The following is an 11,440-nucleotide window of genomic DNA, read 5'->3' on the forward strand; positions in this document are numbered from 1 at the left end:
TCAGATTCGAAAAATGCTGGCCACGATGCTCATGCGGCGGCTATTAGCAGCTATTTGGAGCTGTCTCAAGCGACCATTAGAGCAATGATCGTTTGTTTACACCGTTGCATACCAGGTGGAACGGCCCGACGCTACGCATGCTTCTTTGCCCTCACTTCATCCACACCGCGGTTGGCCAGTTGATCGGCCTTCTCGTTACCCGGATGGCCGGTATGACCGCGCACCCACTGCCAGGTAACGTTATGCCGATTGACCTGTTCGTCCAGCGCCTGCCAAAGGTCGGCGTTTTTCACTGGTTCCTTGGCGGCGGTCTTCCAGCCACGTTTCTTCCAGTTCGGCATCCACTCCTGGATGCCTTTCATCACATACTGCGAGTCAGTCACCAGGCGCACCGAACAGGGACGCGTCAGCGCGATCAAGGCGCAGATCGCGGCCATCAGTTCCATGCGGTTATTGGTGGTGTTGGGTTCACCGCCCCACAGCTCCTTCTCTACACCCTTGCAAATCAGTAACGCTCCCCAGCCACCCACGCCTGGGTTGCCCTTGCAGGCGCCGTCGGTGTAGATCTCGACCTGTTCACTCATGTATCTGCAATCTCTCGCTCAATTAGTCCGGCCGGTGCTATTTCTGAGGTGTTTCGCGGCGGCTGACTTTGGCCACGGGCATCGGCAGCAATTTACCTACCGGCTGCCGGTTGGGTTGGCGCAATGGCCGCAGCCCCACGACCAGCTTACGGGCCACCAGCACGTAAAAACCGCCACCGGGTGGCTGCCATGCCGCGCCTAAACGTTCCAGCCCCGCCAACCGCGCCTGCCAGGCCGGCGAAGAAAGCGGCGGACGATAGCACCCGAAGCGGCGTTTCTCCAGCGCGAAACCCAGCAGGTGCAACCAGTCACTGACCCGACTGGGCGCGATACAGCGCGCCTGGCGCAAGGCATCGCGTGTTATGAAATGACGCATACCCCAGGTGCTCATCGGGTTGATACCCACGATCAGCAGATGACCGCCTGGGCGTACGCTGCGCGCCGCCTCACGGAGCAAACCGTGGGGTGACAGGCTGAAATCCAGGCCGTGCTGTACCACCACCACATCGGCAGCATGCTCGGTGAGCGGCCAGGATTGCTCCTCACAAACAATTTCCACGCCCTTGAACGGCGCGCCCAGGCGCACACTGCGCTGAATCTGCTGAGCATCCGGCGGCGTTTCGGCGGCTGGGCCGTAATGCACCAGGTAACCGCCAAAGAAGCGCGCCAGCTCTTCCTCCAGCAATTGCCGCTCCTGCTCCAGCAGCAACTGCCCGAGTGGGCCACTCAGCCAAGTGCGCGCTGAGGCAATAAGGTCAAGCCATTCACTGTCTGCATGGGCAAAAGGGTGATCGGACATAAGGGGCTACTCCCGTATTATTCACGACCGAGCTGGAGCTTAGAGTCTATTCACGACCTCGCGAGCTAGAGTCCTGCAAGGCAAGAACAGGCGAGGAAACGGAGTGTACTTTTTTACATGAGCATTCCGAGCCTGTTTTAACGCAGCAGGGCCGACGCGCAGCAGATCGTACTGCATAGCCAGCATCGCTATTGCACCCTAAGATGCACTTTTGTGCCCTGCTTAGCGACCGACTGATGATAAAAATCGACGCCCTGCCCGCATTCTCCGACAACTATATATGGCTGCTGCAAGACCTGAAGCAGCGCCGCTGCGCGGTTGTTGACCCGGGTGACGCCGCGCCGGTCGAGGCCTGGCTGGCGGCCAACCCAGGCTGGCAGTTGAGCGATATTCTGATCACCCACCATCATTTCGATCACGTCGGCGGCATTGAACGACTAAAGGCGGCCACCGGTGCTCGAGTAATGGGGCCGGCCAACGAAAAAATTCCAGGTCGCGACCTGGCGCTGCGCGACGGCGACCAGGCTGAAGTGCTGGGCCAGCGATTCGACATATATGAAGTGCCGGGACACACACTTGGGCATATCGCCTATATCCAGCCTGAGCAGCACTGGCTGTTTTGTGGTGACACGCTGTTTGCTGGCGGCTGTGGTCGCTTGTTTGAAGGCAGCCCCGAGCAAATGCACAACTCGCTCAGCCGCCTGGCCGCCCTCCCCGAACAGACTCAGGTGTTCTGTACCCATGAATACACCCTGAGCAACCTGCGCTTTGCTGTGGCTGTTGAACCCGATAATCCAGACATCAATCAACGCCTGGCCCAGGTCAGCCAATGGCGCGAAGCTGGACACATCAGCCTTCCTTCATCGATTGGCCTAGAGCGCGCTACCAACCCTTTTCTGCGTAGCGCACAACCGTCGGTCGTCGCCCGCATCATTGAACGTGATGGGCCCGAAAATCGCACCCCCGCTCAGGTATTCGCGGCATTGCGTGCCTGGAAGGACCATTTCTAAACCTCGACAACCACACAAAAGACTGGTTAAAACTTGACCAAGGGCAGACGGGTTCCTAGAATCGCTCGACCTTTTCGCCGGGAAGCACACCGCCGCCAATGCCCTTATCACCACGCAAGACCTTGAATTTAAAGGCATTGGCACAAAGCGCTCAGACGCTTGTGGTGATCATGTGCGTAACCCTGGCCGGCTGCCAGACCAGTAACCAATACCGCCCTGACAGTGGTCGCGACACTGACCGTGCAGTTGGCCTTGAGCAAGAGCCGGAATGGCTCAACAGCGGCGTCGCCTCTACGCCCGACGAACCAAAAGACATCTGGGAACGGGTGCGCAACGGCTATCAACTGCAGGACACCATCACCCTCAACCCGCGTATCGAGCAACAGCGTCTGTGGTTCGTCAGCAACCCTACGTTTATCGAGAAAGCCGGCGAGCGCAGCAGCCCCTATATCCACTTCATCGTTGAGCGCCTGGAGCAGCGCAATATGCCGATGGAGCTGGCACTGCTGCCGATGATCGAAAGCTCCTACAACCCACTGGCCTATTCCCATGCACATGCCGTTGGGCTGTGGCAGTTCATCCCCTCCACCGGGCGCAACTTCAACCTGCGCCAGACCAACTGGTACGACGGCCGCCGCGACGTGATGGCCTCAACCGATGCGGCAATCAGCTACCTGACTCGTCTCAAGGAAATGTTCAACGGCGACTGGTTGTTAGCCCTGGCAGCCTATAACGCTGGCGAAGGCCGTGTAAGCCGGGCGATTGAGCGCAACCAGAAGCTCGGCCTGCCGACCGATTACTGGAACCTCTCGCTGCCAGTGGAAACCCAGAATTACGTGCCCAAGCTACTGGCCCTCTCGCAAGTGGTGATGACGCCGCAAGCCTATGGCGTCAGCCTCGCGCCGATTGCCAATGAACCCTACTTCGAAAAGGTTGCCTTCACTCAGCGCATGGACCTTGCACGTGTCGCCGCCATGGCAGATCTGGATGAAGACGAGCTGTACCTGCTTAATCCCGCGTTCAAAAAAGGCATTACCCTCGACGGCCCCAAGCACCTGCTGATACCCATTGATAAAGCCGAATTGCTGACCGCCAACCTGTCCTTGATGAAGCCTCAGGAGCAGGTGGACTGGCAGCAATACCGCGTACGCTCCGGTGACAGCCTGCACACCATCGCCAACCGGCACCAGCTCACGGTGAACACCCTAAAAGACATCAACAAGCTTTCAAGCAATAACCTGCGCATTGGCCAGGTGCTGAGTATCCCCGCGCAACCGGGTGTACCTGCGCGCGAACCGGTATTCCAACGCAGCATGGCCCATAGTGCCCCCAGCCGTACCTATCGGGTGAAAAACGGTGACAACCTCTGGCAGATCGCCAAAAACCACCAGGTCGCCGTCAAGGATGTGCAGCGCTGGAATAAGCTTTCCGGCAACAGCCTACGTGTCGGTCAAGTGCTTACCTTACAAGCCGGCAGCCAACTCAGTGGTGCAAGCGGCAGCAGTGGCAGCGCCCCACGGCGGCAGAACGCAACTTACTACAAGGTGCGCCAGGGTGACTCGCTGTACCTGATCGCCAAGCGCTTCAAGGTGCCGATGAAGAGCCTGCAGAGCTGGAATCCCAAAGCTGGCAAGGCGCTCAAGCCTGGGCAGACCTTGACCCTGTACAGCCCTAACTGATTACGCCTTCTTGCTCATCGCCTCCAGGCAACGCCCGGTCAACTGGGTAAAGCGCTGAAAGGCGACAAACTGCTCGTGCTTCAAGGCCCGCCCCGACACCCGACTGTCGGCATACAGCAAGCCAATTTCGCGGGTACCGGCCAACAGGGGGGCAATAAAGAACATCCCCTGCCCTAGGCGTTGCCGAATCGGTTGAGTGACCAACTCATTCAGGTTGTAGCTGGCCGGCACCCCCATCCAGAGTGCCTCTTTGTTGCGCAGGGCATAACTGAAAATATGCGGCTGTTCGGTTTGTTCAACCGGCAAAATAAAATCATGGGCCCAACCGGCCGTTCCCTCGCCCATCACACGCTTGCAGCGGAAACAACTCTGCCCATCTGACAGCACCACCAGCATGATGCGCTCTAGCCCCGCGCCCAGATGAAGCCCCTTGAACAAGGTATCGAGCACCATACCCAGATCACCACGGCGCGAAACCATCAAGCCAAGGTCCTGCAGCGCTTGCTGCAAAACCAGCAAATTGGGCTGTAACAGGCGTGCCTTGCGTTGCTCCTGCTGCAGACGAATCTGCTCCGGGTCGGTATTGGGGATCAGCTTGCACAGCTGACTGGCGCCAAAGGTCGCCGCCATCTTCACGGTTTCCTCAGCGCTGGCCAGCACCTGCTGCATGGCTTCCTGAGGGGTCACCCCGATGAAACTCGCCAACTGCCCTACCAGCGCCTCCATTACTGGAGTATCCCAGCCATCCAGCGCGGCCTGACTAATCTTTGCCCCTAGGGTCACGGCTTTGACGGCCGGGTCATTCTGGCTGGTGGACTGATGCGCCAGGCTGACGGTGTCGCCCAGGTTCCAGCTTTTCACCAGCGCCAAACTGAGCTGACGGAAACTGGTGCCCAGTTGTTGCATCACCAGCTCGTCCACATCGATTCCAGGTTGCGCCAGAGCACTGGCCAGATCATCCGCCGCATCACCGGCGCAGCCCCAGAACGCCAGCTCACCGACGTTATGTAGCAAGGCGGCGATAAACACTTCCTCATCATTTTTAGTCAGCACGTAGCCGGCGATATTGCGCGCTTGCACGGCGGCGTGAAACGAGCGTGCCAACAGTTCAGCAAGCTGATCGCGGGAGCTGCGTGCCAGCAGGCCGTCGATCAGGCTGACCGACAGGCCGATCTGCCGTACGTTGTCGAAGCCAATCAGCACGATTGCCCGGGAAATCGTGCGAATAGGCTCCTGCGAGGGGTTGTAGTAGACACTATTGCCGATACGCAGCACCTTGGTGGTCAAGGCCGCGTCGCGTAGCAGAACGTCTGCCAGTTGCTGCACGGACGATTTGTCACCCAGGGTCAAACGATGCAGATCCTGCACCACCGCAGCCAGGGCGGGTAATTCGGCTTGGTTGAAGCGATCGATCCATGACTGCAAACCATGGCAGGCTGTTAGCAAAATGATGCCCTCGCAGTGGATCACTTGAGTGTAGTCAAAGTGCCGCTATCAACGGCTGTCGAACCTACCCTTTTTCCAGCCGATACAAGCTGTTAATGTGCCTGACCAGCAGCCCACAAGACGCCACGGATCGGATATTTCACTTGATACGTCCCCTCCTCTCGTTACTTCTCTGCATGGCCATCAGTTCATCTGCCTGGGCCACTCTGTATAAAAGCCACGGTTACGCCCAGTTTGGCGAGCTTAAGTATCCCGCCAGCTTCACCCATTTCGCCTGGGTCAACCCGGAAGCCCCCAAAGGTGGCACGCTGCGGATGATGGCCAACGGTACGTTCGACACGCTCAACCCCTACACTTTCAAGGGCAGCAGCCCGATCAGCACGGCCAATTTCCTGCAGTACGGGGTCAACGAGCTGAACGCGCCGCTGATGGTCGGCACCGGCGCCTATGACCCGTCCGGTGATGAGCCGGCCTCCAGTTACGGCCTGATCGCCGAATCAGTGGAATACAGTGATGACCGCAGCTGGGTGGTGTTCAACCTACGCCGCGAAGCGCGCTTTCACGACGGCAAACCGATCACTGCCTATGACGTGGCCTTCTCCTACCGCCTGCTGCTCAAGGACGGTCACCCGCAGTACCGCACCAACCTGCAGGAAGTAAAACGGGTCGATATCCTCAACCGCCACAGCATTCGTTTTGTGCTTAAGCGCGCCGGCAACTCTCTTCTCATCCTGCGCCTCGGTGAATTGCCGGTGCTGCCGCAGCACTACTGGAAAGGCCGCGACTTCAAGGCCACCACTTATGAGCCGCCGCTGGGCAGCGGCCCTTACCGCATTACCCATGTTAGCCCCGGGCGCAGCCTGCGCTTTGAGCGGGTTAAGGACTGGTGGGGCGCCAAATTGCCGGTCAACCGCGGCAAGTACAATTTTGACCAGGTCGACGTGGAGTTCTACCGCGACAGCCATGTGGCGTTCGAGGCGTTCAAGGCCGGTGAATTCGACATTTATATCGAACAGCAGGCGAAGAACTGGGCCAATGGCTATCGCTTCCCGGCATTAAGCCGTGGCGAAGTGATCCGCGCCGAGATTCCGCACCAGATCCCGACCCAGACCCAGGCGCTGTTTATGAACACCCGCCGCGAGGTGTTTGCTGACCGCCAGGTACGCGAAGCCCTGGGCCTGATGTTCGACTTCGAGTGGGCCAACCGCGCACTGTTCAACAGCTCCTACACCCGCGCCAAAAGCTATTACCCCAACAGCGAGTTCTCAGCCAGCGGTAAACCAGAGGGCGCCGAGTGGCTGTTGCTCTCGCCCTACCGCAAACAGTTGCAGGCGCGCCTGTTCAGCGAACCATTCAGCATGCCGCAGACCGATGGCCGGGGTATCCCGCGGGAAACCTTGCGCCGCGCCCTCGGTCTATTGGCCGAAGCCGGCTGGAAGCCTTCCGGCCAACGCCTGCTCAACAGTGAGGGGCAGCCGCTGCGCTTTGAAATATTGCTGGTCAACCCGAACCTTGAACGCATTCTCCAGCCCTTTACCGAAAATCTCGCCAGCATTGGCATCCAGGCCAACCTGCGCACCGTCGACCGCGCCCAATACAAGCAGCGCCTAGACCAATACGACTTCGACATGATTCTGCTGACCCTGCCGCAAACCCTCAGCCCTGGCCTGGAACAGTCGCTGTATTTCCACTCGTCTCAGGCCAAGGTCAAAGGCGGCAGAAACTATGCGGGGGTTACCCATCCGGTGGTCGACGCCATGATCGAAAAACTGCTGTCGGCGCAGAGCCGCGACGAGCAGATCGCCGCCACTCGCGCCCTTGACCGGGTACTGTTGTGGCAGCACTACAGCATTCCAAACTGGTATATCGATTACCACCGCCTGGCTTACCGCAACCGATTTGCCTTCGTCACCACGCCGCCCTACACCCTGGGACTGCGTACCTGGTGGCTGAAATCCATGGAGAACGCTGAATGACCCATGCATTGCGCGCCCTGTTAATCCACATCAGCAGCATTGCCCTGCTTGGTGTCGCCAGCCTGGCCCTGGCCGGCCCCAAGCACGCACAAACCCTGTATGACGAGCCGCCGAAATACCCGGCGAATTTCAAACACTTCGAGTACGTCAACCCGGATGCCCCCAAAGGTGGCACCCTGCGCCAGGCCGGTTTTGGCGGCTTCGATAGCCTCAACCCCTTCATTTCCAAGGGCGTATCTGAAGAAAATATAGGCATCATCTACGACAGCCTGACGCGCCCCAGCCTGGATGAGCCCTTCACCGTTTACGGCCTGCTCGCGGAAAAAATCGAAAAAGCGCCGGACAACGCCTGGGTACGCTTCTATCTGCGCCCCGAGGCACGCTTCCATGACGGTCAGCCGGTGACCGCCGAAGACGTCAAGTTCAGCTTCGATACGCTGATGAGCAAAGGCGCACCGATGTACCGCGGCTACTACGCCGACGTCGAAAAGGTCGAGGTCGAAAACCCCAACAGTGTCCGTTTTGTCTTCAAGCAGGCTGGGAACCGTGAGCTGCCGCTGATCGTCGGCCAATTGCCAGTATTGCCAAAGCACTGGTGGGCCGAGCGTGACTTCAGTAAAGGCAGCCTCGATGTGCCGCTGGGCAGTGGGCCTTACAAGGTGGCGGACGTGCAGGCCGGCCGTTCAATTCGCTATGAGCGGGTCAAGGACTGGTGGGGCAAGGACTTGCCGGTCAATCGCGGGTTCTACAATTTCGACAACCTGGAAATCGACTACTACCGCGACAACACCGTCGCCCTTGAAGCACTCAAGGCTGGGCAATTCGACTATTGGCTGGAAACCAGCGCAAAGAACTGGGCCACCGCCTACAACACCCCCGCAGTTGCCAATGGCCAGCTGATCAAGGAAGAGATCGCCAATCGCAACCCAACGGGCATGCAGGGTTTTATCTTCAACACCCGCCGTCCGTTGTTCAGTGACCGACGTGTGCGCGAAGCCCTGGGCCTGCTGTTCGATTACGAGTGGACCAATCGTCAACTGTTCAACGGCGCCTACACACGCACGCGCAGTTATTTCGACAACTCCGAACTGGCCTCAGTCGGCCTACCGTCCGCAGATGAGTTGAAGCTGCTGGAGCCGCTGCGCGCGCAGATTCCACCTCAGGTATTTACCGACGAATATCAGCCCTCGGTCACCGATGGCAGCGGCATCATTCGTGAGCAGCAGCGCCGCGCCTATCAATTGCTCCAGGAAGCCGGCTGGCGTGTCGATAGCGACAGGATGCTGGATAACACCGGTAAACCGGTGACCATCGAATTCCTGCTGGCGCAAGCCGAATTCGAGCGAGTTCTACTACCGTTTAAACGCAACCTAGCCGATCTGGGCATTGAACTGGTGATCCGCCGCGTCGATGTATCCCAGTACGTCAATCGGGAGCGCTCGCGTGACTATGATCTGATTGTAAGAGGCTTTGGTCAGTCCAACTCCCCTGGCAACGAGCAGCGCGAATACTGGCACTCCAGCAGCGCCGACAACCCTGGTAGCCGTAACTTTATCGGCCTGAAAGACCCGGCCGTGGATAGCCTGGTTGAGGGTCTGATTAACGCCGACTCGCGCCAGAGCCTGATCACACACACCCGTGCCCTCGACCGTGTGCTGCTGTGGGGCCATTACGTGGTGCCCAACTGGCATATCAAAACCTGGCGCGTGGCCTACTGGAACCGCTTTGAACATCCCAAGATCAGCCCGAAATACGACATAGGCCTCTACACCTGGTGGGCCCGCGAGAAGTCACCTGAAGCCGTAGCCGACGAAGCTGCCGCTCACCCCGCCGTAGACGTGGAGCAATAACATGCTGGCGTATATCTTTCGTCGGCTGTTGCTGATCATCCCCACGCTGTTCGGCATTCTGCTGATCAACTTCATCATCATCCAGGCCGCCCCCGGTGGCCCGGTCGAGCAAATGATCGCCAAGCTGGAAGGCTTTGACGGCGCCACCAGCCGGATTGCCGGCGGCGGTGCCGAAGTCTCGGTGGCCGGTTCCAACTACCGCGGCGCCCAGGGCCTGGACCCCGAGCTGGTGGCAGAAATTGAGCGCATGTACGGCTTCGATAAATCCGCCCCGGAACGCTTCTGGCTGATGCTCAAAAGCTATGCGCAGCTGGACTTCGGCTCGAGCTTCTTCCGAGATGCTGAGGTCATCGACCTGATCATCGAGAAGATGCCAGTGTCGATATCCCTTGGGCTGTGGAGCACGCTGATCATGTACCTGGTGTCGATCCCGCTGGGCATCGCCAAGGCCACGCGCCACGGCAGCGCCTTCGACGTCTGGACCAGCTCGGCGATCATCGTCGGTTACGCCATCCCCGCCTTCCTCTTCGCCATTCTGCTGATCGTGCTGTTTGCTGGCGGCAGCTACTGGGACTGGTTCCCGCTGCGCGGGCTGACCTCGAACAATTTCGACGAACTGAGCTTTACCGGCAAGCTGCTCGACTATTTCTGGCACCTGGCGCTGCCCGTCACCGCCCTGGTGATCGGCAACTTCGCCACCCTGACGCTGCTGACCAAAAACAGCTTTCTCGATGAGATCAACAAACAGTACGTGGTCACCGCTCGCGCCAAGGGCCTGAGCAACAACCGCGTGCTCTATGGCCATGTGTTCCGTAACGCCATGCTGATCATCATCGCCGGCTTCCCGGCGGCCTTTATCGGCATTTTCTTTACCGGCTCATTGCTGATCGAGGTGATCTTCTCCCTCGACGGCCTGGGCCTGATGAGTTTCGAGGCCGCAATCAACCGCGATTACCCGGTGGTGTTCGGCACCCTGTTTATCTTCACGTTGCTGGGCCTGGTGGTGAAATTGATCGGCGACATTACCTACACACTGGTCGATCCGCGTATCGACTTCGAAAGCCGGGAGGGTTGAGATGAAACTGTCCCCAATCAATCAACGCCGCTTCCAGCTGTTCAAGGCGCACAAACGCGGCTGGTGGTCGCTGTGGGTGTTCCTCGCACTGTTCTTCGTCACCCTCGGTGCCGAACTGATCGCCAACGACAAACCGCTGGTGGTGGGCTACGACAGCGAACTGTATTTCCCGGTATTCAAGCGCTACCCGGAAACCACCTTCGGCGGTGAATTCCCGCTGCAGGCCAACTACAAAAGCCCTTACATCCAAGAGCTGATCAAGGAAAAGGACGGCTGGATGATCTGGCCGCCGATCCGCTACAGCTACTCCAGCATCAATTACGACCTGCAAGTGCCCGCCCCAGCGCCACCCTCAGCGGAAAACCTGCTGGGCACTGATGACCAAGGCCGCGATGTTCTGGCACGGGTGATTTATGGCTTCCGCATTTCCGTGCTGTTTGCCCTGATTCTGACCTTGGCCAGCTCGGTGATCGGCGTGTTTGCCGGCGCCCTGCAGGGCTTCTATGGCGGCTGGGTCGACTTGGCCGGGCAGCGCTTTCTGGAGATCTGGTCCGGCCTGCCGGTGCTCTATCTGCTGATCATCCTCGCCAGCTTCGTGCAGCCAAACTTCTGGTGGCTGCTGGGCATCATGCTGCTGTTCTCTTGGATGAGCCTGGTGGACGTGGTGCGCGCCGAGTTCCTGCGTGGGCGCAACCTGGAATACGTGCGCGCAGCCCGTGCGCTGGGCATGCAGAACGGCTCAATCATGTTCCGTCACATCCTGCCCAACGCGATGATTTCCACCATGACCTTTATGCCGTTCATCCTCACCGGCGCGATCGGCACCCTCACTGCGCTGGATTTCCTCGGCTTCGGCCTGCCGCCGGGCGCGCCGTCATTGGGTGAGCTGGTGGCCCAGGGCAAATCCAACCTGCAGGCGCCCTGGCTCGGTATAAGCGCCTTTGCCGTGCTCGCTCTGATGCTCAGCCTGCTGGTGTTTATCGGCGAAGCGGCACGCGATGCCTTCGATCCGAGGAAATGA

9 protein-coding genes are annotated in these 11,440 nt (G+C 59.1%); 6 read left to right on the plus strand and 3 right to left on the minus strand.

Features of this window, described 5'->3' with window-relative positions:
- Positions 1-131 precede the first annotated feature (131 nt).
- Positions 132-584, minus strand: a complete 453-nt coding sequence (gene rnhA, locus ALTER154_RS15695; protein WP_090255849.1) for a ribonuclease HI — start codon at positions 582-584, stop codon at positions 132-134.
- A gap of 37 nt (positions 585-621) precedes the next feature.
- Positions 622-1,383, minus strand: coding sequence for a class I SAM-dependent methyltransferase (locus ALTER154_RS15700; protein ID WP_160088416.1), 762 nt, complete (start codon positions 1,381-1,383; stop codon positions 622-624).
- A gap of 236 nt (positions 1,384-1,619) precedes the next feature.
- Here ALTER154_RS15700 and gloB point away from each other — a divergent pair, with 236 nt between their 5' ends.
- Positions 1,620-2,393 (plus strand): hydroxyacylglutathione hydrolase, encoded by a 774-nt coding sequence (gene gloB / locus ALTER154_RS15705; protein WP_160088418.1) that lies wholly within the window; start codon positions 1,620-1,622, stop codon positions 2,391-2,393.
- A gap of 98 nt (positions 2,394-2,491) precedes the next feature.
- A complete protein-coding gene (locus tag ALTER154_RS15710; RefSeq protein WP_160088420.1) occupies positions 2,492-4,072 on the plus strand; it encodes a lytic transglycosylase domain-containing protein in 1,581 nt (526 codons plus the stop codon).
- Here ALTER154_RS15710 and ALTER154_RS15715 read toward each other — a convergent pair whose 3' ends face one another.
- Positions 4,073-5,497 carry an HDOD domain-containing protein gene (locus ALTER154_RS15715; RefSeq protein ID WP_160088422.1) on the minus strand — a complete coding sequence of 475 codons (1,425 nt, stop codon included), beginning with the start codon at positions 5,495-5,497 and terminating at the stop codon, positions 4,073-4,075. It lies immediately after the preceding gene.
- A gap of 167 nt (positions 5,498-5,664) precedes the next feature.
- Here ALTER154_RS15715 and ALTER154_RS15720 point away from each other — a divergent pair, with 167 nt between their 5' ends.
- Genes ALTER154_RS15720 through ALTER154_RS15735 form a run of 4 tightly spaced genes read left to right on the plus strand, consistent with a single transcriptional unit; the run spans position 5,665 to position 11,440 of the window.
- Positions 5,665-7,494 (plus strand): extracellular solute-binding protein, encoded by a 1,830-nt coding sequence (locus ALTER154_RS15720; RefSeq protein WP_160090175.1) that lies wholly within the window; start codon positions 5,665-5,667, stop codon positions 7,492-7,494.
- On the plus strand, positions 7,491-9,344 hold the full coding sequence (locus ALTER154_RS15725) for an extracellular solute-binding protein (RefSeq protein ID WP_160088424.1): 1,854 nt from the start codon (positions 7,491-7,493) through the stop codon (positions 9,342-9,344). The genes ALTER154_RS15720 and ALTER154_RS15725 overlap by 4 nt, the downstream gene beginning before the upstream one ends.
- Position 9,345: 1 nt before the next feature.
- Positions 9,346-10,419, plus strand: a complete 1,074-nt coding sequence (locus ALTER154_RS15730; protein WP_160088426.1) for a microcin C ABC transporter permease YejB — start codon at positions 9,346-9,348, stop codon at positions 10,417-10,419.
- Position 10,420: 1 nt separating this feature from the next.
- Positions 10,421-11,440: an ABC transporter permease gene (locus ALTER154_RS15735; protein ID WP_160088428.1), complete on the plus strand. Its 1,020-nt coding sequence runs from the start codon at positions 10,421-10,423 to the stop codon at positions 11,438-11,440.

This window comes from Pseudomonas sp. 9AZ, from assembly GCF_902506525.1.
Taxonomy (GTDB): Bacteria; Pseudomonadota; Gammaproteobacteria; order Pseudomonadales; family Pseudomonadaceae; genus Aquipseudomonas; species Aquipseudomonas peli.

What these genes read in the sequence shown, in the direction of transcription:
- rnhA (WP_090255849.1), bottom strand. Translation starts at nt 584, where the DNA reads ATGAGTGAACAGGTCGAGATCTACACCGACGGCGCCTGCAAGGGCAAC.
- ALTER154_RS15700 (WP_160088416.1), bottom strand. Translation starts at nt 1,383, where the DNA reads ATGTCCGATCACCCTTTTGCCCATGCAGACAGTGAATGGCTTGACCTT.
- gloB (WP_160088418.1), top strand. Translation starts at nt 1,620, where the DNA reads ATGATAAAAATCGACGCCCTGCCCGCATTCTCCGACAACTATATATGG.
- ALTER154_RS15710 (WP_160088420.1), top strand. Translation starts at nt 2,492, where the DNA reads ATGCCCTTATCACCACGCAAGACCTTGAATTTAAAGGCATTGGCACAA.
- ALTER154_RS15725 (WP_160088424.1), top strand. Translation starts at nt 7,491, where the DNA reads ATGACCCATGCATTGCGCGCCCTGTTAATCCACATCAGCAGCATTGCC.
- ALTER154_RS15730 (WP_160088426.1), top strand. Translation starts at nt 9,346, where the DNA reads ATGCTGGCGTATATCTTTCGTCGGCTGTTGCTGATCATCCCCACGCTG.
- ALTER154_RS15735 (WP_160088428.1), top strand. Translation starts at nt 10,421, where the DNA reads ATGAAACTGTCCCCAATCAATCAACGCCGCTTCCAGCTGTTCAAGGCG.